General features: G+C 65.4%; 26 protein-coding genes. 19 read left to right on the top strand and 7 right to left on the bottom strand.

Annotation, left to right across the window (positions count from 1 at the left end):
- Positions 1–23: 23 nt before the first annotated feature.
- From RIB52_RS02215 to RIB52_RS02160, 12 genes are all read left to right on the top strand, one after another.
- Positions 24–1,850, top strand: a complete 1,827-nt coding sequence (locus tag RIB52_RS02215; protein ID WP_350172473.1) for a DUF885 domain-containing protein — start codon at positions 24–26, stop codon at positions 1,848–1,850.
- Positions 1,851–2,045: 195 nt separating this feature from the next.
- Positions 2,046–2,492 carry an SUF system Fe-S cluster assembly regulator gene (locus RIB52_RS02210; RefSeq protein ID WP_350172471.1) on the top strand — a complete coding sequence of 149 codons (447 nt, stop codon included), beginning with the start codon at positions 2,046–2,048 and terminating at the stop codon, positions 2,490–2,492.
- Complete coding sequence (sufB, locus tag RIB52_RS02205; protein WP_350172469.1) at positions 2,489–4,009, top strand: Fe-S cluster assembly protein SufB; 1,521 nt, start codon at positions 2,489–2,491, stop codon at positions 4,007–4,009. Before RIB52_RS02210 ends, sufB begins: the two co-directional genes overlap by 4 nt.
- On the top strand, positions 4,009–4,371 hold the full coding sequence (locus tag RIB52_RS02200; RefSeq protein ID WP_350172467.1) for a hypothetical protein: 363 nt from the start codon (positions 4,009–4,011) through the stop codon (positions 4,369–4,371). Before sufB ends, RIB52_RS02200 begins: the two co-directional genes overlap by 1 nt.
- Complete coding sequence (locus RIB52_RS02195) at positions 4,368–4,862, top strand: endonuclease domain-containing protein (RefSeq protein WP_350172465.1); 495 nt, start codon at positions 4,368–4,370, stop codon at positions 4,860–4,862. The genes RIB52_RS02200 and RIB52_RS02195 overlap by 4 nt, the downstream gene beginning before the upstream one ends.
- Positions 4,859–5,410, top strand: coding sequence for a hypothetical protein (locus RIB52_RS02190; protein ID WP_350172463.1), 552 nt, complete (start codon positions 4,859–4,861; stop codon positions 5,408–5,410). The genes RIB52_RS02195 and RIB52_RS02190 overlap by 4 nt, the downstream gene beginning before the upstream one ends.
- Positions 5,397–6,161 (top strand): Fe-S cluster assembly ATPase SufC, encoded by a 765-nt coding sequence (gene sufC, locus RIB52_RS02185; RefSeq protein ID WP_350172461.1) that lies wholly within the window; start codon positions 5,397–5,399, stop codon positions 6,159–6,161. The genes RIB52_RS02190 and sufC overlap by 14 nt, the downstream gene beginning before the upstream one ends.
- Positions 6,154–6,912, top strand: a complete 759-nt coding sequence (locus RIB52_RS02180; RefSeq protein ID WP_350172459.1) for a SufD family Fe-S cluster assembly protein — start codon at positions 6,154–6,156, stop codon at positions 6,910–6,912. The genes sufC and RIB52_RS02180 overlap by 8 nt, the downstream gene beginning before the upstream one ends.
- Positions 6,909–8,135 (top strand): SufS family cysteine desulfurase, encoded by a 1,227-nt coding sequence (locus RIB52_RS02175; protein WP_350172457.1) that lies wholly within the window; start codon positions 6,909–6,911, stop codon positions 8,133–8,135. Before RIB52_RS02180 ends, RIB52_RS02175 begins: the two co-directional genes overlap by 4 nt.
- A 31-nt stretch (positions 8,136–8,166) precedes the next feature.
- Positions 8,167–8,685 (top strand): SUF system Fe-S cluster assembly protein, encoded by a 519-nt coding sequence (locus RIB52_RS02170; protein WP_350172455.1) that lies wholly within the window; start codon positions 8,167–8,169, stop codon positions 8,683–8,685.
- Complete coding sequence (locus RIB52_RS02165; protein WP_350172453.1) at positions 8,685–9,044, top strand: HesB/IscA family protein; 360 nt, start codon at positions 8,685–8,687, stop codon at positions 9,042–9,044. The genes RIB52_RS02170 and RIB52_RS02165 overlap by 1 nt, the downstream gene beginning before the upstream one ends.
- A 4-nt stretch (positions 9,045–9,048) precedes the next feature.
- Positions 9,049–9,528 carry an Rv1443c family protein gene (locus RIB52_RS02160; RefSeq protein WP_350172451.1) on the top strand — a complete coding sequence of 160 codons (480 nt, stop codon included), beginning with the start codon at positions 9,049–9,051 and terminating at the stop codon, positions 9,526–9,528.
- A 3-nt stretch (positions 9,529–9,531) separates the two neighbouring features.
- On the opposite strand, the gene RIB52_RS02155 is transcribed toward RIB52_RS02160, so the two are convergent.
- The 3 genes from RIB52_RS02155 to RIB52_RS02145 all read right to left on the bottom strand — a co-directional run bounded on the left by RIB52_RS02155 (position 9,532) and on the right by RIB52_RS02145 (position 11,690).
- Positions 9,532–10,473 carry a hypothetical protein gene (locus RIB52_RS02155; RefSeq protein WP_350172449.1) on the bottom strand — a complete coding sequence of 314 codons (942 nt, stop codon included), beginning with the start codon at positions 10,471–10,473 and terminating at the stop codon, positions 9,532–9,534.
- Between the two features lie 97 nt (positions 10,474–10,570).
- Entirely contained in the window at positions 10,571–10,978 is a 408-nt protein-coding gene (locus RIB52_RS02150; RefSeq protein ID WP_350172447.1) for a hypothetical protein, read from the bottom strand.
- Complete coding sequence (locus tag RIB52_RS02145) at positions 10,971–11,690, bottom strand: EI24 domain-containing protein (RefSeq protein ID WP_350172445.1); 720 nt, start codon at positions 11,688–11,690, stop codon at positions 10,971–10,973. The genes RIB52_RS02150 and RIB52_RS02145 overlap by 8 nt, the downstream gene beginning before the upstream one ends.
- Before the next feature lie 130 nt (positions 11,691–11,820).
- On the opposite strand from RIB52_RS02145, the gene RIB52_RS02140 reads away from it, so the two are divergent.
- Complete coding sequence (locus tag RIB52_RS02140; protein ID WP_350172443.1) at positions 11,821–12,828, top strand: adenosine kinase; 1,008 nt, start codon at positions 11,821–11,823, stop codon at positions 12,826–12,828.
- Positions 12,829–12,830: 2 nt separating this feature from the next.
- On the opposite strand, the gene RIB52_RS02135 is transcribed toward RIB52_RS02140, so the two are convergent.
- Both RIB52_RS02135 and purD read right to left on the bottom strand, forming a co-directional pair.
- A complete protein-coding gene (locus RIB52_RS02135) occupies positions 12,831–13,196 on the bottom strand; it encodes a hypothetical protein (protein WP_350172441.1) in 366 nt (121 codons plus the stop codon).
- 38 nt (positions 13,197–13,234) lie between these two features.
- The gene (gene purD / locus RIB52_RS02130) at positions 13,235–14,515 is read right to left on the bottom strand and encodes a phosphoribosylamine--glycine ligase (RefSeq protein WP_350172439.1); all 1,281 of its coding nucleotides are present in this window, start codon (positions 14,513–14,515) and stop codon (positions 13,235–13,237) included.
- Between purD and xseA the strand changes: the two genes are divergently transcribed.
- Genes xseA through RIB52_RS02110 form a run of 4 tightly spaced genes read left to right on the top strand, consistent with a single transcriptional unit; the run spans position 14,514 to position 18,059 of the window.
- Positions 14,514–15,977, top strand: coding sequence for an exodeoxyribonuclease VII large subunit (xseA, locus tag RIB52_RS02125; protein ID WP_350172437.1), 1,464 nt, complete (start codon positions 14,514–14,516; stop codon positions 15,975–15,977). The two genes, purD and xseA, sit on opposite strands and share 2 nt — an antisense overlap.
- 24 nt (positions 15,978–16,001) lie before the next feature.
- Entirely contained in the window at positions 16,002–16,205 is a 204-nt protein-coding gene (locus RIB52_RS02120; RefSeq protein WP_350172435.1) for a DUF2093 domain-containing protein, read from the top strand.
- Positions 16,202–17,104: a M23 family metallopeptidase gene (locus RIB52_RS02115; protein WP_350172433.1), complete on the top strand. Its 903-nt coding sequence runs from the start codon at positions 16,202–16,204 to the stop codon at positions 17,102–17,104. Before RIB52_RS02120 ends, RIB52_RS02115 begins: the two co-directional genes overlap by 4 nt.
- A gap of 1 nt (position 17,105) precedes the next feature.
- Positions 17,106–18,059 (top strand): esterase-like activity of phytase family protein, encoded by a 954-nt coding sequence (locus RIB52_RS02110; protein ID WP_350172431.1) that lies wholly within the window; start codon positions 17,106–17,108, stop codon positions 18,057–18,059.
- Between the two features lie 81 nt (positions 18,060–18,140).
- On the opposite strand, the gene rpmB is transcribed toward RIB52_RS02110, so the two are convergent.
- Positions 18,141–18,428, bottom strand: a complete 288-nt coding sequence (gene rpmB / locus RIB52_RS02105) for a 50S ribosomal protein L28 (protein WP_350172429.1) — start codon at positions 18,426–18,428, stop codon at positions 18,141–18,143.
- A 217-nt stretch (positions 18,429–18,645) separates the two neighbouring features.
- Here rpmB and RIB52_RS02100 point away from each other — a divergent pair, with 217 nt between their 5' ends.
- Together RIB52_RS02100 and RIB52_RS02095 are read left to right on the top strand one after the other, a co-directional pair.
- Entirely contained in the window at positions 18,646–18,867 is a 222-nt protein-coding gene (locus tag RIB52_RS02100; protein WP_350172427.1) for a hypothetical protein, read from the top strand.
- Between the two features lie 81 nt (positions 18,868–18,948).
- Complete coding sequence (locus tag RIB52_RS02095) at positions 18,949–19,377, top strand: nucleoside deaminase (RefSeq protein WP_350173127.1); 429 nt, start codon at positions 18,949–18,951, stop codon at positions 19,375–19,377.
- Between the two features lie 10 nt (positions 19,378–19,387).
- Here the strand turns inward: RIB52_RS02095 and RIB52_RS02090 are convergent, their stop codons facing one another.
- On the bottom strand, positions 19,388–20,134 hold the full coding sequence (locus RIB52_RS02090) for a SpoIIAA family protein (RefSeq protein ID WP_350172425.1): 747 nt from the start codon (positions 20,132–20,134) through the stop codon (positions 19,388–19,390).
- Positions 20,135–20,139 lie beyond the last annotated feature (5 nt).

The raw sequence follows: 20,139 nt of genomic DNA, 5'->3' as shown, positions 1-20,139 counted from the left end.
TGGAATCACGTGAAAGGCCCATCATGCGCCGCACCACCATGCTCGCCGCTTCCGTCCTCGCCCTCGCTTGGGCAGGCACCACCACCGCGCAGGACGCACCGCCGCCTGTCGCCGCCAAATCCGCCGACGATGCGTGGACCACGATCGCCGAAGCGGAAACGATCGGCCAGCTCTTCGAGGCCTACGACGCGGCGATCCTCGAGATGAGCCCTGCGACGAAAGCCTATCGCGGCATCCGCGACGAAGATTACGGGCGCTGGGGCGAGGTCTCCGACGAAGCCGAGCGGCGCGAGGAGCTGATGCTGCTCTATGCCGCCGCGCAGATGCGGGCGAAATACGATCCCGCCGCGCTCGGCGAGCAGGACGCGCTGTCCTACCGCCTGTTCGACCTGACCGCGCAGCGCAGCGCGATGCTGTGGCCCTTTCGCGAACTGGGTTATGTGTTTGACCACCGCTCCGGCCCGCACACGCGTATCCCGGCCTTCCTCATCAACATCCACCGCGTCGGCAGCGTTTCCGATGCCAAGGCCTATGTCTCGCGGATCGACGGGATCGGCGAGCAGCTCGACGCCTATGTCGCCGAAGCGGCCGAGCGCGCCGAAGCGGGCGTGATGCCGCCCGACTGGGCCTATCCCTACATGATTTCCGACGTCGAGGGCCTGATCGCGGCGGGCGACGACAATGCCGTGCTCGAGGACTTCGCAAAGAAGGTCGATGCGCTCGAACTCGATGCCGAAGCGACCGCAGCGATGAAGGCGCGCGCCGCGAGCGTGTGGAACGCCGAGGCCCTGCCCGCCTACAAGCGCCTGCTCGCCGAACTGAAGCGGCAGCAGCCGATGGCCCCGGCCGACGACGGGGTGTGGCGCTTTGCCAATGGCGAGGCCTATTACGCCGCCCTGCTGAAGAACTACACCACGACCGACCTGACGGCCGAGGAGATCCACGAAATCGGGCTTGATCAGGTCGAACGCATCCACGGCGAGATGCGCAAGATCATGGACCGGGTCGGGTTCGATGGCGACCTGCAGGACTTCTTCGAATACACTCGCACGGACGATCGCTTCTACTACGACACGCGCGAGGACTATCTCGCCGATGCGCAGGCAAAGCTCGACGCGCTCGAGGCCAAGCTGCCGGACTATTTCGGCCGCCTGCCCAAGGCCGACATGATCATCAAGCCGGTCGAAGCCTTCCGCGAAAAGAGCGCGGGGAAAGCCTTTTACCAGAGCCCTGCGCCCGACGGCTCGCGCCCCGGCACCTATTACGTCAATCTCTACAACCTCAAGGACATGTCGAGGAACGAACTCGAAGCGCTTGCCTATCACGAAGGCATGCCGGGCCATCACCTCCAGCGCGCGCTCCAGACCGAGCTCGGCGACATCCCGCCCTTCCGCCGCTTCGGCGGGTGGACCGCCTATACCGAAGGCTGGGGCCTCTATTCGGAGGAACTGGGCAAGGACATGGGCTTCTACGAAGATCCCTATTCCGATTTCGGTCGCCTCGGCATGGAATTATGGCGTGCCTGTCGGCTGGTCGTCGACACCGGCATCCATTCCAAGCGCTGGAGCCGCGAGGAAGCGATCCAATATCTCAAGGACAACACGCCCAATCCTGACGGCGACATCGTCAAGGCGATCGAACGCTATATCGTCTATCCCGGCCAGGCGACCGCCTACATGATCGGCAAGCTGAAGATCATGGAACTGCGCGACATGGCGCAGCGCGAGCTGGGCGAGGATTTCGACTATCGTGGGTTCCACGACATCGTGCTGTTGAGCGGGCCGGTGCCGCTTTCAATCCTCGAGGAGCGAGTCGGGAACTGGGTCGCTGAGGAGAAGCGCGGCGGGTGAACGCAGCTCTCGATCGGAGCCGGTGACCACTGGCTGTGATCGCTCACACCAATCGCGGCGCGCGGCGAGTGTCAGCGCGCCCTTTTGCGAACGACTCGCGACAGGCCATCCGGCATTGAAATCCGAGCGTTTTGCTCGTATTTCCTAATCGGAACGAAACGATCCGATTTGATAATCATTCGCAAGCAGGAGCCGATGCGCCTTTCTAATCTCGCCGATTACGCTGTCATCACCATGTCGCAGGCCTCGCGCCATTGCGGCGATGGACGGGTGAGCGCGGCGGAACTGGCGAGCGAGACGGGCCTGCCCGTGCCCACCGTCCAGCGGCTGGTGTCGAAACTGACTTCGGCGGGCCTGCTGCGCTCCGTGCGCGGCGCGGGCGGCGGGCTGCAGCTTGGCCGACCGGCCGCCGCGATCACCGTTGCCGACATCGTCGAGGCGGTCGAAGGCCCGATCGCGCTCACCGCCTGCATCGACCATGGCGAATGCGATTTCGAAGTCGGCTGCACGATGAAGCCGCACTGGCCGATCATAAACGACGCGCTGCGCAGCGCGCTGGCGGACATCACGCTCGCCCAGCTGCGCGACCCGCCGCCCACCACACCCGATTCCCACACTACGATCCGAGAGAGGGCCGCATGACCGACAATCTCAACCTCGACCAGTCCGCGACGCTTGATGTCGATACCGGGGAAGTGACCGATCGCGAAGCGCGCGACGCTGCGGCCAAGGCTGCCGATTACGAACATGGCTGGCATTCGGACATCGACACCGAATTCGCGCCCAAGGGCCTCAGCGAGGACACGGTCCGTTTCATCAGCGCCAAGAAGGGCGAGCCGGAATGGATGCTCGACTGGCGACTGAAGGCGTTCCGCATGTGGCAGGACATGGCCGAGCCGGACTGGGCCAAGGTCGGCTATCCGCCGATCGATTACCAGGACGCCTATTACTACGCCGCGCCCAAGAAGAAGGAGGAGCTCGAATCGCTCGACGAGCTCGATCCCGAGATCAAGCGGGTCTACGACAAGCTCGGCATTCCGCTGGGTGAGCAGGAAGTGCTCGCCGGGGTGAAGGGCGCGAAGAAGGTCGCGGTCGATGCCGTGTTCGATTCGGTCAGCGTCGCGACCAGCTTCCGCGAGGAATTGCTGCGTGCGGGCGTGATCTTCCTCTCGATCTCCGAGGCGATCAAGGAGCATCCCGAACTGGTGAAGAAGTGGCTCGGCCGGGTCGTGCCGCGCAACGACAACTATTTCGCCTGCCTCAACAGCGCGGTCTTTTCCGACGGCACCTTCGTCTACATCCCCGAAGGCGTGCGCTGCCCGATGGAGCTGTCGACCTATTTCCGCATCAATGCCGAGAATACCGGCCAGTTCGAACGCACGCTGATCGTTGCCGAAAAGGGCAGCTATGTCAGCTATCTCGAAGGTTGCACCGCGCCGATGCGCGATGAAAACCAGCTTCATGCCGCCGTGGTCGAACTGGTCGCGATGGACGATGCCGAGATCAAGTATTCGACCGTGCAGAACTGGTATCCCGGCAATTCCGAAGGCGTGGGCGGGATCTACAATTTCGTCACCAAGCGCGGGCTTTGCCAGGGCCACCGCTCCAAGATTTCGTGGACCCAGGTCGAAACCGGCAGCGCGGTGACGTGGAAATATCCCTCCTGCGTGCTTAACGGAGAGGACAGCGTGGGCGAGTTCTACTCGGTCGCGGTGACCAACAATTTCCAGCAGGCCGATACCGGCACCAAGATGATCCACAACGGCAAGAACAGCCGTTCGACGATCATTTCCAAGGGTATTTCGGCAGGCAAGTCGTCGAACACCTATCGCGGTCTCGTCCGCGTCGGGCCGAAAGCGGACGGCGTGCGCAATTTCACCCAGTGCGATTCGCTCCTGCTCGGCGACACCTGCGGCGCGCACACCGTGCCCTATATCGAGGTGAAGAACCCGAGCGCCCAGATCGAGCACGAGGCGACCACGTCGAAGATTTCCGACGAACAGCTGTTCTACGCAATGCAGCGCGGGCTGGACGAGGAAGAGGCCGTGGCCCTGATCGTCAACGGCTTCGCCAAGGAAGTGCTCAAGGAACTGCCGATGGAATTCGCGGTCGAGGCGCAGAAACTGCTGGCGATTTCGCTCGAGGGGAGCGTGGGGTGATGTTCGAGAAAACGCGAGAAGATCTAGTGGATCGCCTTGCGACTTTGATCGACCGTTACGACTTAATTCTCGAACGAACAGAAAGTTGGCAAAATAAAGCCGCACATGCTCAGCGCTTAGGCCTCAACCCTCATGGACCTGTCCCTATAATCATGGAAATTCAAACAAAAGTTATCGAACAGCAGGGGCTATGCGGTGAGTCAATCACCCTCCTCCTACAAGATCGCGCCCTCCCACATATGTTCAAAGGAGGTGTGAAAAGAGCCGAAGCATTCGCGGCCGAGTGCGAAACTGTCTTGGATGGTTTCGATGAAGCGTGGAGCGCTGGCCGATCCGCATTCAACGAACGGATGAAGAATTGACCGACCGCAAGACCCTCCAACTCCGCGAGCCCTCCGAGGACTCTACCGCGCCCGCCATCAAGAAAAAGGGCCGCGGCTGGGAAATCTCGGAAAAGCGGCTCGACCAGCTTCACGCGCAGGCGCGCGAGATGCGGCGGCATTCGTCCGAAGCGCACAAGGCGCTCGCGGCGCGCTTCGCCAAGGCCGATCTCGGCCGGCACAAATTCACCCGTCACGCCGTCGTCGGCTCGGCGATCGTCGATTTCAACTGCCACACGCTCGGCATGGCGGTCGACATCTTCGAGGAAGACGACACCGAAGCGCTCGCCACGCGCCGCGACAGGAGCCTCGAAGCGGTCGGGATCAAGGTCATGCGCATCAAGGCGTCCGAAGTGCTCGAGAACATGGACGGCGTCCTCGCCCGCATCACCGCCGGCATGCGCCAGCGCATCGCCGACAAGCAGGAAGCCCGCCGCAATCACAATTCAGGGACCGGAGCCGCTCGCAAATGATTGCCGCCGCCATCCCCTTGCTCTTCGCCCCGCTCCTCTCCCTGCAGGCCGCAGGGGACGTCGCCGTGGCGATCAGGAACGACGACCCGGAAACCTGGGTGGTCGAATATCCGCGTCTCATCCAGCCTTACGTCCAGGATTATCGCCGCTGCCTCAACCTCTCGAACCGCCGCGTCACCGGTGTCGCCGATTTCGAGGAGCAGCACCGCGCCGATGTCCCCCGCTGCGCCGAGGAACGCGCCGAGGCGGTCGCCGCGTCGAACCGCGCGCTCGATGGGGCGAAAACCACCATGAGTCCTGCCGAAATCGACACTCTGTTCGAGAATATCGGCCTCATCCATATCGCGCGCGGGGCCGATCTCGACAAGCAATTCACCCAGTCCCTCGCCAATGCCGAGACGCGGCAGGAAAACTATGACGCGACCCGGCCCAAGGGCCTCGTCATCGAATTGCGCGACGCCTCGGTCGTCAAGAGTCGGCTCGAGATCGAGGGACGCGACACCAATCAGACCAACGAAACCATGGAGGCTGGCAATGCTGGCTATTGAAAACCTCACCGCCGAAGTTGCCGATGGTGACAAGGGGGCCAAGCAAATCCTCAAGGGGCTCACCCTCGAAGTCGCGGCGGGCGAAGTCCACGCGATCATGGGCCCCAACGGCGCGGGCAAGTCGACGCTCGCCAACGTGCTCGGCGGCAAGCCGGGTTACGAAGTGACCGGCGGCAGCGTGACCTTCAAGGGCGAGGACCTGTTCGAGCTCGAACCGCACGAACGCGCGGCGAACGGCCTGTTCCTCGGTTTCCAGTACCCGGTCGAAATTCCCGGCGTCTCCAACGTCCAGTTCCTGCGCGAAGCGTTGAACGCCCAACGCACCTTCCGTGGGCAAGAAGCCGTCACCGGCGGCGAATTCCTCAAGCTCGCGAAAGAGAAGGCCGGCCTGCTCAAGATGGACATGGAAATGCTCAAGCGGCAGGTGAATGTCGGCTTTTCCGGCGGCGAAAAGAAGCGCGCCGAAATGGTCCAGATGGGCATTCTCGATCCCGATTTCGCCGTGCTCGACGAGACGGATTCGGGGCTCGACATCGATGCGCTGCGCGTGGTGGGCGACGGGATCAATGCGATCATGCGTGCGCCCGACAAGGGCGTGCTGCTCATCACCCACTACCAGCGCCTGCTCGACGTGGTGAAGCCCGACCGGGTGAGTGTTCTGGCCGATGGCCGGATCGTGCGCACGGGCGGCCCGGAGCTCGCCCTGCAGCTCGAAGAAGAAGGCTATGACACGGTGATGGCTGATGCCTGAGACGACGACCCTTCCCACTCGCCGCGAAGAGGCGTGGCGCTACGCCGATATCGACGCGCTCGGCCGGATCGGTGCCGAGGCGCTTGACGACTGGCGCGAGATCGCGCTGGACGCGGGCGAGACGCGGCGCGAATGCATGGTCGTCGGCTCCGATGCCCCCGAACTGCACCGCATCCGTGTGGATCTGGGCGAAGGCGCTCGGCTTGACCTGTTCGCCACCAATGCGGGCGGCGATTACACGCGCGTCGAAGTCGAGGTGACGCTTGCCAAGGGTGCGCATTTCGAATTCGGCGGCGTTACGATCGGCGGGGGCGAGGCGACCCGCGAATTCGTTACCACCGTGCGTCACGACCATCCGGAGGCTACCAGCAACCAGATCGTGCGTAGTGTCCATTGGGACACGGCCACCGGCAATTTCCTCGGCGAGATCAAGGTCGCGCAGCACGCGCAGAAAACCGACGCGGCGCAGGATTTCAAGGGCCTGCTGCTCGAAGCGGGGGCGAGCGCCAATGCCGTCCCGCAGCTCGAAATCTTCGCCGACGACGTCAAATGCGCCCACGGCGCGACCGTGGGCGAGCTCGACGAGGCTGCACGCTATTACATGGCCGCGCGCGGGATCTCCCCCGAACTCGCGCAGCGCCTGCTGGTCCAGGCCTTCATCGCCGACGCCTTCGTCGCTCTGGAGGACGAGGCCGGGCATGAACGCCTGCTCGACGCGGCTCTGGCCGCTCTCGAGGAGGCACCGCGATGAACGCACCGATGACCATAGACCGCGACCTCAAGGCCGATTTCCCCGGCATGGTTACGCCCGAGGGTGAACCCTGGCACTATCTCGACACCGCCGCGACCGCGCAGAAACCGCGCGCGGTGATCGATGCCATGGCGCGCGCGCTGGGCGAGGATTACGCCACGGTCCATCGCGGCGTTTATTCGCGCTCGGCGCAGATGACGCTGGGTTACGAAACCGCGCGGCGGCGGATCGCGACCTTGCTTGGCGGTGCGGAGGAGGAAATCGTCTTCACCCGCGGCGCGACCGAGGCGATCAATCTGGTCGCCAATTCCTGGGGACGCGCGAATCTGAAACCGGGCGACCGCATCCTGCTTTCGCAGCTCGAACACCATTCCAACATCGTGCCCTGGCAGATGGTGGCCGAAGCGACCGGGGCCGAGATCGATGTCTGCCCGCTCACCGAGGATCACCGGATCGATCTGGACGCGGCCGAGGAGATGCTGACCGGCAAGCACAAGCTGTTGGCGCTATGCCATGTGTCCAACGTGCTCGGCAGCGTGCTTGATGCGCCGCGCGCGGCTGAACTCGCGCATGGCGTGGGGGCGAAGCTGCTGCTCGACGGGTGCCAGTCGGCTCCGCACATGGCGGTGGACGTGACCGCGCTCGATTGCGATTTCTATGTCTTCTCGGCGCACAAGCTCTATGGCCCGACTGGGATCGGTGCGCTTTGGGCTCGCGGCGACATTCTCGAAGCCATGCCCCCCTGGGAAGGCGGCGGGGCGATGATCGACCGGGTGACTTTCGAGAAAACCACTTATGGCCCCGCACCCCAGCGGTTCGAGGCCGGTACGCCCGCAATCACCGAGGCAATCGCCTTTGGCGCGGCGGCGGAATACGTTTCCGAAATCGGACTCGACGAAATCCATGTGCGCGAGGCGAAACTGGTGTCCAAACTGCGCGGCGAACTCGGCGCGATGAACGATGTGCGCGTTTTCGGGCCGGAGGACAGCGCCGGGATCGTCAGCTTCGCCATAGGCGACATCCACCCGCACGATCTCGGCACGATCCTCGACGAGGCGAATGTCGCGATCCGCGCCGGGCATCATTGTGCGCAGCCGCTGATGGACTATCTCGGCGTCACCGCGACCGCCCGTGCCAGTTTCGGCCTCTATTCGACCGAGGCCGATGTCGATGCGCTGCTCGAAGGGATCCGGCGCACCCGCAAGATTTTTGGCCAATCCTGATCTGGAAAAGAGAGCCTGAAGGACCAAGCTCATGACCGACAGCAACGACAAACGCGAATATGTTGCCGCACCGGCTCCTAACGAGGACGTGATCGAGGCACCTCAGGCGCCCGAAAAACCGCCGCGTGCGCGGGTCGAGGACGCGGTCGATCCCGACGCACAGGCCGCCCCGGAGAAACGCGAGCGCGATTATCTCGAGGGTTTCCTCGCGGCGAGCCCGGCCGAAACGCCCGCCACCGGTGCGGGCGGCGACCTGCAGGCCGCCGTGGTCGAGGCGCTGCGCGAGATCTACGATCCCGAGATACCGGTTAACATCTACGACCTGGGCCTTATCTACGGTGTCGAGGTCGACGAGGGATGCGACGCGACCGTCACCATGACGCTGACGACGCCGCATTGCCCCGTCGCCGAGACGATGCCGGGCGAGGTGGAGATGCGCGTCTGCTCGGTCCCCGGCATCCGCGATGCAGAGGTCGACCTGGTCTGGGATCCGCCGTGGAGCCCGGAAAAGATGTCCGACGAAGCGCGCCTCGAACTGGGAATGCTGTGATGACGACCGAGACCAAGACCCGCCAGATGCCTGCCGCCGTCACCCTGACCGAGGGTGCGGAAGCGCGGATTGCGCACCTCATGGATAACGCGCCCGACGACGCGATCGGGGTCAAGCTGTCGACCCCGCGCCGGGGCTGTTCGGGCCTCGCCTATTCGGTCGATTACGTCACCGAAGAACAGAAATTCGACGAGAAGATCGAAACGCCCGGCGGCACCTTCTACATCGACGGGGCGAGCGTGCTCTACCTCGTGGGATCGGTCATGGACTGGCAGGAGGACGATTTCACCGCCGGTTTCGTGTTCGAAAATCCCAACGCCAAGGGCGCATGCGGCTGCGGCGAAAGCTTCATGGTCTGAGACGATGGCGCGGCCCGTCACGGTCGAACTGGCAACCCATCTCGACTGCACGCCGGACGAGGCTTTCGCACAGGTTCGCCGTTCGGCGCTGCTCGACCACGTCGCCGCGCCGCTGATCCGATTCGCGCCGCGCGGGCGGCCCTTTCCCGAAATATGGAAGCCGGGCGAATATCGCGCCTGGATGTTCTTATTCGGCATCATCCCACTCGGCTGGCAGGCAGTCGTCATCAGCCTGCCCGAGCCCAAGGGCGATGTGCATTTCGTGCGCGACAACGGATACGGGCCGATTATCCGGCAATGGGATCACTGGATCGCCATCGGACCGGACCCGGGTGGGACCGGCACGCGCTATATCGACCAGGTGACGGTGGATGCAGGCGCTCTGACTCCGCTGATCGCCGCTTTTGCGAGGATTTTCTACGCCCATCGCCAGCGCCGCTGGCGCGCTCTCGCAAAGAGCCGCTTCGCCGCGATCGAAGGGTAAGGGTCAGCCTTCCTCGATGATCCGTGCGAGCAGGCGGCGTTCGAGTTCGTCCACCTCGCCGTCCGCCTCGATCATGGCTTCGAGCCATTCCTGTTCGTGATCGGTCACTTCGGCTCCCGCAGCGGCCTGCTCTGCGAAAGAGGGCGCCGTGTCCTTCTTTCCGAAGACCTTGCCGAAATGGTTGGCGGCATTCGGCATCTCCTTCGCCACCCGTCCCATGAAACGTGCGACGTTCGCCTTGTTGTCGGCGATGAAGGCCTGCAATTCCAGTGCGCGGTCATGGTCGAGCTGCGCGTTCTGCAGCGCGAAGCCCTTGAGGTAATTGGAAACCCCGTCCAGGAAGAGGTCGTCCCATTCGGGCGCGTTCTCCTCGGCCAGCGTCTCGTCCTTTAGCCGGAAAAGCATTTCCGCATCATATCGGCTCACCGCCGCCGGGCCATGGCCGCCGCTGGCGAAGATCACGCGGCGCACGATGCGGCATTCGGCCGCGGTGATATGCGTCGCGGCGAGCGCACCGCCGCAACGGGTCGGGCCGATCCCCGTGAGCACTTCGCGCTCGACCTGGGCGAGCACGTAATCCTTCAATCGGAGAGGCGTGTTCTGCGCGCGTTCGATGATGCGCACGATGGTTTCCAGTTCGACCAGGCTTTCGACCACGCCGTCATGGTCGATACTGTCTATCAGCCACTGAGCCTCGTCCTCGGAGCATTGCAGGCGCGGTTCGGAACCGTTGAGGACATGCTCACCGATCGCCTCGACGAAGAAGTCGCACCACGGTTCGTCGCGCTCGGTGAGGATGTTGTTGACCGCGAAGAGCGCGTCGGCCTCCTCACGGGTGATGATACCGTCGCCCCAGCCCTGCTGGCGCAGCGCGAGCAATTCCTGCGCGGATACCTGTCCGTCGGCCGCTGCGCGGCGGGCCAGTTCGGTGAAATGCGTCGTCATGTCCCGGGTCCGTCCCCTGCGTGGCCTTGCCATCGTGGCATGGCACGAACAGGTTTAAGACCGCGTTACCGCACCCGCTGACCCACGACCCGCGCCGTCAGGGCCGTTGTTCGATTTCGGCGACGCAGTTTTCGCCCGGCATCCGGGCGCCGCCCTGCCGCAGGCGCGCCTCGACATGGGTCGCGACCGGGGTGCCGCCATCGCGCAGGGGATAGAGATAGATGTCGAGCACGCAGGTTTCGCCGGAGAACTGCAGCTTGCGCGCATCGCCCTCGACCGCGTCGATGCGCGGCTTGCCGAACCGGGCGCGCAGGCTGCGGCTGTCCGCGCCCATGATTCCCGCTACGTTGCGGCCCGGCTGGGGGCGGGGTGTCCGGAAGCGCTCGGCGGACTGGGGCGCGGGACGCGCACCGTTCGGGGGAAGCGGCACTCCCGCCCCCCCGGCGCAGGCCGACACCAGCGCCAGCGCGGCGCAAGCCCAAAGAAGGCGCACTGCGTCAGGCATCGCTTGGCTCCGTTCCCGCGCGCCGGGCGAGCGCGCGCTGGGTGAGATGGGTTCCGGCTGCCGCACCGACAACCGGGGCGAGGAGATTGGCGACAGGCACCAGCATCAGCGCTGCGACCCCCGTCCCGAGCGCGAAGCGCTCCGCTTTAGGGACCGGGTTCGAGGCGCATTCGCCCTCGTGCCGCAGCCACGCCATGTCGGTCAATTCACGGCCAAGCAGGACGGCGTTGACGAGCAGCAGGACGAGCGCGGGGCCGACTTGCGTGATCCACAGCACGATGATGAGCGGCAGCGCCAGAAGGTTGAGCGCCAGCGCACGCCCGGTGCCACGCAGAGAATTGGCGAGATCGCGTGCGAACGGCAGGGGCTTGGCCCGCCCCGCCGCCTCTGGATAATGCCGGGCCTCGACTGCGGCGACTATTTCGTCGGCAAAGAATTGCAGCACGGCGAGCGCAACGATGCGGAAAAGCAGCCAGAACCCCACCAGCCAGAGAAACGCCGCGAGGACTGCCACTGCCGCGCTATTGTACGGCTTCGGCAGGAAGCTCGCAAAAAGGGTGGAGATCGCGCTCCAGAGCCCCAACCATAAAGCCGCACCGCCCGCCAGGAAGACAAGCAGCGTGACGAACACGCTTTTCGCCGCGACCCGGATCACGGCCGGGTCGGCGAGCTGGCCGAAGCCTTTCACGAGAGAAGCGAATGCCGCCTGCATCGCGGCCAAGGGATAGAGCGCGGCCCTACAGTGTCAAACGGCTTGTATCGCTTCCCCTTGGATTGCGCCGCGCGCCGGGCTAGGCGCTGTCGCGCGCACATTTTCCAACAGAAGCAACGGGACATATCCAGTGACCGAACCGCGTTATGACGTGATCGCCATCGGCAACGCCATCGTCGATATCATCGCCGCCTGCGACGACGAAACGATCGAGGAGCTCGATCTCAGCCGGGGCGGGATGATGCTGGTCGATGCGCCGGGCGCGGACCGGCTGTACGAAGCGATGGGTCCGGCTACCGAGAAATCGGGCGGTTCGGCGGCGAACACGCTGGCCGGGCTTTCGCAGCTCGGCACGCAATGCGCCTTTATCGGCCAGGTCGCGGATGACCAGTTCGGCAAGGTCTTCGCCCATGACATCCGCGCGGCGGGGATCGATTTCGACACGCCCATGCGCCCCACCGATGGAACCGACACCGATCCGCCGACCGGACGCTGCCTGATCTTCGTGACGCCCGATGGCGAGCGGACGATGAACACCTTTCTCGGCGCCGGCCAGTATCTGCCCGCAACCGCGCTCGACGAAAACCTGATCGCAAGCGGCGCGATCCTTTATCTCGAAGGCTATCTGTGGGACCCCGAGGAACCGCGCAAGGCCATGCGCCGAGCGATCGAGGTCGCCCGCAATGCCGGGCGCAAGGTCGCCTTCACCGCCTCCGAAAGCTTCGTCATCGAACGTCACGGCGACGATTTCCGCGATCTCATCGACAATGGCATGATCGACATCCTGTTCGTCAATGAAAGCGAGCTGGCGACGCTCACCGGCGAGCCCGATTTCGAAAAGGGCTTCGACATGGTTGCACCCAAGGTGCCGTGCCTGGTGGCGACCCGCTCCGAAAAGGGGGCGGTGGCCGATGCGGGCGGCGTTCGCGCCAATGTCGCGGCCGAGCCGGTGGCGAAGGTCGTCGACACGACCGGCGCCGGTGACCAGTTCGCTGCCGGTTTCCTGTCGGGCTTTGCCAAGGGCGAACCGCTTGAAAAATGCCTGCGGCGCGGCGCGATCGCGGCGGCCGAGGTCATCTCGCATTACGGCCCCCGCCCCGAGACCGACATGCAGGCCCTGATGGCCGAAAAGCTCTGACTTCAGGGCTGCGGCCGGTAATCCTCGCGCCTCAGCGTGATCATGTAGGCGGCAATCTGGTCGACCTGCGCTCGGGTGAGGTCGAAATCCATGACCTCGGGATAGTTGTGCGCATCGGCGAGCCAGTCGCCCAGGGTGTCCTCGGAGAGCCCTGCGCGATTGGCGATCGCCTCGAAACTGGGCGATTGCGGATTGGGCGAGAGGAAGGGCGGCTCGACCGCGTGGCATCCCCCGCAGGCCGCCTCGACGAATGCGGGCGGGTCGGGTTCCACCGTTGCCCGTGCCTGCTCGGGCTGGGACGCGGTCTGGCAGGCGGCGAGCGGGGCAGTGGCGGCGAGAAGGGCGAGAAGGCAGTCGGCACGTTTCATGGGGTGATGATAATCCCGCGCGCCGTGTTCGCCTAGCGTCATTTGCCCTGCCGGGCCTCCCGGTCGATTTCGCGCCACCCGATATCGCGCCGACAGAATCCGGTCGGGAAGGAGACGGCATCAACCGCCGCATAGGCGCGGGCCTGTGCATCGGTGACATTCTTCCCGGTCGCGGTGATATTCAGCACCCGTCCGCCATTGGCGATGAGTTCGCCATCTTTCCGCACCGTGCCCGCGTGGAAGACCTTTGCCCCGTCCGCTTCGGCCCCGCCGATGCCGATCGCTCCGCCTTTTTCCGCCGTCCCGGGATAGCCCTTTGCCGCCATTACCACGGTCAGTGCGGTCTCGGGGGCGAAATCGGCCCGCACGCCAGCCAACTCGGCGCGCGCACAGGCGAGCATGATCGCGGCAAGGTCGCCCCTCAGGCGCATCATCAGCACTTGGCATTCGGGATCGCCGAAGCGGCAATTGTACTCGATCAGTTTCGGCCCCTCCTCGGTCAGCATCAACCCGGCATAGAGCACGCCGGTATAGGGATTGCCGTCCCCGGCCAGAGTTTCGACGGTGGGGCGGATGATTTCGTCCATCACCCGGGCCTGAAGCGCATCGGTGAGCACGGGTGCGGGCGAATAGGCCCCCATCCCGCCGGTATTGGGGCCCGTATCGCCCTCGCCGACACGCTTGTGGTCCTGTGCGCTGCCGAACGGCAGGACGAAGGTTCCGTCGGTGAGCGCGAAGAAGCTCGCTTCCTCGCCCTCCATGAATTCCTCGATCACCACCTCCGCGCCTGCGTCCCCGAACCGGCCGGAGAACATGTCGGCGAGCGCGATTTCCGCGGCTTCGATATCCTCGGCGATCACCACGCCCTTGCCTGCGGCGAGCCCGTCGGCCTTCAGCACGAAAGGCGGTGTGAAGCGCGCAAGCGCCGCGTGCGCCTCGCCCGGCGAGGCGGTGCGGACATAGCCGGCCGTCGGGATCCCGGCACGGGCGCACAGGTCCTTGGTGAAGCCCTTGGAGCCTTCGAGCCGGGCGGCGGCCTGCGAGGGCCCGAACACCCCTATGCCCGCATCCCGCAGGCTGTCGGCGAGCCCGTCGACGAGCGGCGCCTCCGGGCCGATGACGACGAGGGCGATGTGCTGCGCGCGGCAGAAATCGGCAATCGCGTTGTGATCGGTCACATCGAGCGTGACGCATTCGGCCTGTTCGGCGATTCCCGGATTGCCGGGGGAGGCGTAGAGTCTTGAGAGGCTCGGGGATTGCGCCAGCTTCCATGCTAGCGCATGTTCGCGCCCGCCCGATCCCAGCAGCAGGACATTCATGGCTCGCACCCCTCAAGACAGTGACAATGCCGGGCTCGTAGCGCGCTCGAGGCAGGGCGACAACGCCGCCCCGCTTTCGATCACCGAGATTTCGGGCCTGCTTAAGCGCACGGTCGAGGATCGTTTCGGCCATGTTCGCCTGCGCGGGGAATTGTCGGGAGTGAAGCGGGCGGCTTCGGGCCACCTCTATTGCTGCCTCAAGGACGACAAGGCGGTGCTCGACGGGGTGATGTGGCGCGGCAACACCTCCCGCATTCCCTTTGTCCCGGAGGACGGGCTGGAAGTGATCGCCAGCGGCAAGCTCACCACCTATGCCGGGCGCTCGAAATACCAGATCGTGATCGACAGCCTCGAACTCGCGGGCGAGGGTGCACTGCTGGCCTTGTTGGAGAAAACCCGCGCACGACTTGCAACCGAAGGCCTGTTCGCGCCGGAACGCAAGCAGGCGCTGCCGTTCCTGCCGCGCACGATCGGTGTCGTGACCTCGCCCACGGGTTCGGTGATCCGCGACATCCTCCACCGCCTCGCCGATCGCTTTCCCAGCCATGTCGTCGTATGGCCGGTGCTGGTGCAGGGGCAGGGCGCGGCGGAGCAGGTCTCGGCGGCGATCCGCGGCTTGGATGCGCTCGCCCCCGGCGGGCCTGTGGCGCGGCCCGATCTCCTCATCGTCGCGCGCGGTGGCGGGTCGATCGAGGACTTGTGGAGCTTCAACGAGGAGGCGGTCGTGCGCGCGATCGCCGAATGCTCGATCCCCGTTATCTCCGCCGTCGGCCATGAAACCGACACGACGCTGGCCGATTTCGCGGCCGATCGCCGCGCGCCGACCCCGACCGCGGCGGCGGAGATCGCTGTCCCGGTGCAGCGCGACCTTGCCCTGACGCTGGCCGATTTCGCCGCGCGCAAGCGCCGCGCGGTCTATCGCCCGGTCGAACTCGGACATGAACGGCTCGAGGCGCGCGCGCGCCGGATGCCGGGGCCCGAACAATTGCTGCAGGCCAAGGCGCAGCGGCTCGACGAGGCCGCCGAGCGCCTGCGCCGCGGCCTGTTCGACCGCGCGGGGCGGGGGCGCGAGCGGCTTGTCGGCATTGCCGCGCGGCTTCATCCCGGGATACTCCAGCGTGGGCATGGCGAGGCGCAGCGCCGGCTCGATGGCGCGCGGCTGGTTCCGGGGCTGATCGAGCGTCCCTTGCGCGATGCGGGTGGGCGGCTGGCGGCGCTGGCGCGGGTGGCGGAGCAACTTCACCCCGAAAAACCGCTTGCGCGAGGCTATGCCATCGTCCGGTCGCCCTCGGGCGAGGCGCTGACCAGAAAGGTGCGCGCGGCAAAAGAGGCGGCGCTGTCGCTGCAATTCGCCGATGGTACGCTCGAAGTGGCTCCGGGCGCGGCAGGTGGTGCGAAACGGCGTTCGTCCGCTCCCGGTTCGCAGGCCAAGGCGCAGCGACAGGACGATTTGTTCGGATAGGCTGGCGATGCTATGAGGAATTCCATGTTGATGTCCACTTCCGACCAGGCCGCGAGGCTCTATTACGGCCCCGCCAGCTTTCGCGTGCTGCGGCCCGGCCAGCATGTCGTGTGCGCGGTGACCGGCGAGATCATCCCGCTCGAAGAATTGCGCTATTGGAGCGCCGAGCTCCAGGAGCCCTATGTCTCCGCCGAGGTCGCGACCCGCCGCCTGCTCGAACGGGAATGATCCGCCTCCGCAAGCGCCCAGTGCGCCCGCTTCTCTTGGCCTGTGTCATCGCCTTGCCGATCGCCTGTTCGGGAAGCGAGGCGCTGACCGCCAGAACGGATTGCATCGATGCGGAGGCCAGCATTCCCGACCAGGCGGCCGACCGCACTGCTTTTGCTATCGACGGTCGTCTGATCCAGGGCGGGTTCCTGCGCGGACGGGCCCCGGCCGGTTCCGAACGCGTGACGATCGGCGACCAGGTGATCGATATCGCGTCGGACGGCAGTTTCTTTGCCGCTTTCGACCGTGATGCGCCCGAAACCCTTGCCCTCGAAGCCGAGCTCGCCAGCGGCGAGACCGTGCGCCGCGAACTTGCCATAGACCGGCGCAAATGGGACATCGAGCGCGTCAACGTGCCCAAGCGCAGTGGCGGCGCGAGCGAGGCGTGGTGGAAAAAGCGCAAACCCGAATGGGAAGCGATCGTCGCCGCCCGCGCCAAGAAAACCGGGGCGGACGGCTGGCGGCAGGATTTCGTCTGGCCGGTCGAGGGGCGCATATCGGGCCGCTTCGGGAGGCAGAGAATCTATCAGGGCGAGCCGGGCAGCTATCATTCCGGGATCGACATCGCGCCGGGCGCGGGCACGCCTTTCGTAGCGCCCGCCGACGGGGTGGTCGTGCTAGCTCGCAAAGGCTTTAGCCTCGAAGGTTCGCTCATCATTATCGATCACGGCATGGGGCTGAACAGCGCTTTCCTGCACGCCTCGAAAATCGCAGTCGAAGAGGGCGATACGGTCGAGCAGGGACAATATATCGGCAATGTCGGGTCGAGTGGGCGCGCCACCGGGCCGCACCTGCACTGGAGCCTCAAGTGGAAGGACTGGCGGATTGACCCGCTCCTGCTCGCGGGCCCGATGGACTGAAATGCGCCGCAAACGGGTGATTGCCGCGCTCGGCGTGGCCCTGATGTGCGCGCCGGGAACCTTCGTGCGCACCCCGATCCCCGAGACGATGCCGCGCGAGATCGATGTGGAGCGCGTCGCGGGCCCCTCCGCCACCACCGATCCCGCCTGGCGGGTCGCCGGCGTATGGCGCTACTCGGCGGACAATCGCCATTTCGGCGGCTTCTCCGCGCTCCTCCCGGTCGGCGAGGAGAGCTTGCGTGCCTTTTCCGATCGCGGGGTGCGTTTCACCTTCCCGGAGCCCGGCAGCGACAAGCCGGCCATCCCGCAGGTCGAACTGCAAGCAGTCCGGGCCGGGTGGTCCGACCATCTGTGGGATGTCGAATCCGCCGCGCGCGATCCCGCCGGACGATACTGGCTCGGCTTCGAGGCCCGGCATGCGATTCATCGTTACACGGCGGCAAATGCGCCCGACGGGCTGCGGATCATCGCGAAAGAGGTCGACTGGCCGGACAATGAAGGCGCGGAGGCGATGGAGCGGCTCGCCGACGGAAGCTTCATGATCCTGCCCGAGGGCGAAAATGTCGGGCTGCTCTATCCGTCCGATCCCGTGGCCGGAACCGAGCCCGCGCGGTTCGGCTTCCGCCGGCCGGCGGCAAGCTATGCCGCAACCGATCTCGCACAATTGCCCGACGGGCGCGTCCTGCTCCTGATGCGCAACACGGTCTTCGCCCTGCCGCCTTTCGACACGCTGCTGGCCATGGGACCGCCGCCGCGCGCCGGCGAGGTCTGGGCCCCGCAGGTCGTGCTCGACCTGACCCGGGCGATCGAACGCGAGAATTTCGAAGGGATGGCGGTGCGCGAAAGCAAGGATGGCCGCGTCGCGGTGTGGGTCGTCTCGGACGACAATTTCTCGGTCATGCAGCATACGCTGCTGGCTAAGCTGATTTTCGATCCCGCTGCTGCCGACGAATAGGCGCCCCACGCAAGAAGGCGCGCGGAAAATCCCGCACGCCGGGTTAGCCGATCCGCCGGCCTTTTCGAAAAAATCGGACGATCAGGCCGAAGCGGCGGCCTTTTTCAGTTCGCGCTTCACTTTGAGCGCGCGCGGCGAAAGCTTGTCGTCGCTGGTCTTGAGCAGCCAGTTGTCGAGCCCGCCATTGTGTTCGACCGAGCGCAGCCCCTGGGTCGACACGCGGAACTTGAAGCTGCGGTCGAGCTTTTCCGACAGCAGAGTGACGTTCTGCAGGTTGGGCAGGAAGACCCGCTTCGTCTTGTTGTTGGCGTGGCTCACATTGTGGCCCACCTGGCGGCCCTTGCCGGTCAGTTCGCAAATCCGCGACATGCTATCTCTCGTTTCATCGTGTTGGCGGGCGAGCATGCCGGGACCATGCAACCGATTCGGCCCCGCGAAAAACTCGATTGAACCCGGAAAGCGGCGCGCTTAGCCATCGACGGCGACAAGGTCAAGGTGGAACATCCCCGCGTCCGGCCCCGTTGTTATCCCGAATACCAAGGGCGCAACCACAAAGCCATGCGCCGCACACGATGGAGAAATGCCTGTGAAACGGATTATTGCAACAACTTTTGCCGCCACCGCCGCGCTTGGGCTCGCCGCCTGCGATGTCGAACAGACCGAGGAAGGCGAGATGCCCGAACTCGAAGGCGGGAACATGCCGGAATATGATGTCGACACGCCCGAAGTCGATGTCGAGACCGAGGAACGGACTGTCGAAGTCCCCGAGCTTGAGGTAGACCCTGCAGACGATGGCGATGCCGAGTGATCAAGCCGCGCCGCGGCCCGTAAACGCGTGACGGGTCTGGACAGCGCCGGGGCAGGCCCCCAATGGCCGGTCCCCGCGCCGATGCGGGCGGCGCTGGGCGCGGCAAGAGACGCGGCGCTGGCCGGGGAGGTCCCCGTCGGCGCTGCCGTGGTGTGCGATGGCGAGGTGATCGCGCTCGCCGCCAATGCCACCCGCTCGCCGCCCGACCCCACCGGCCATGCCGAGATTCGTGCCCTGCGCATGGCGGCCGAAGCGCTCGCGTCGCAGCGGCTGACGGGATGCGACCTGTTCGTCACGCTCGAACCGTGCGCAATGTGCGCCGGGGCCATTGCCCATGCCCGCATCGCCCGCCTCTATTATGCCGCGAGCGATCCCAAGGGCGGCGCGGTCGAACATGGCGCGCGTGTGTTCGACCAGCCCCAATGCCTCCACCGGCCCGAGATCTATTCCGGCATGGGCGAGGCGGAGGCGGCAGAATTGCTGCTCGGGTTCTTTCGGGATCGGCGCTAGGCGTCCGGTCCTAGCTGCGCAGCCATGCGAGCGCCTCGTCCTCCTCATCGAGCTCGAAGGTCCGCACCTCCGGCTGGACCAGCGCGCCGAAGCTCCCCGCCAGCGCGCGCAGCCAGTCGGGCCCGCCGACCACGGCGTAGCGATCGCAATGCTTCAGCAGGTCGATCTTCGAACTCATGGCGTGGCGGCTGAGCGCGGCATCGGCTGCAAAGCCGTGCCACTTGCGGATCACCACCATCAGCTTCGAACAATCGGTCCCCGCCAGCCGTGCGCGCACGGTGTCGAGCACGCGCTCCGCTTCCTCGCGGTCGAGCCGACCGACCAGTTCGAAACCGGCAATGTCCTCGCCGAGATCGAGTTCGCGCACCGCGCCGCCATGGGGGTGGTCGTTTTCGCCCAGCACCCAGCGCCGCGCGGCGTCCGCCTCGTCCTCGTCATAGACCGCATAGCTCACGCCGGGCAGCAGCGCGCTTTCAAGCCTTGCGGCGCTGCGCATCCATTGCTCGTCCGAAACCAGCGCGATGCGGTCCAGCGAATAGATCCAGCGCAGCAATGCGGGGATGTGGACCAGCTCCTCGCTCATTGCCGAAAAGGACCAGCTCGCGAGCGAGACGAGGTCGATCAGGACATTACCGCCCTCGCCCGCGGCATGATGGTCCTGCGCGAATTCGACGAAAGTGCGCGCGTCATCCTCGTGGAATTCGCCATAGATGGCGACCCGGTGGGCATTCGGTCCGATTTTCTCGATAGCGATCATGAGCT

The sequence above is a fragment of the Erythrobacter sp. genome, from assembly GCF_040217515.1.
Taxonomy (GTDB): Bacteria; Pseudomonadota; Alphaproteobacteria; order Sphingomonadales; family Sphingomonadaceae; genus Erythrobacter.
This window is presented reverse-complemented; position numbering and strand designations above follow the sequence as displayed.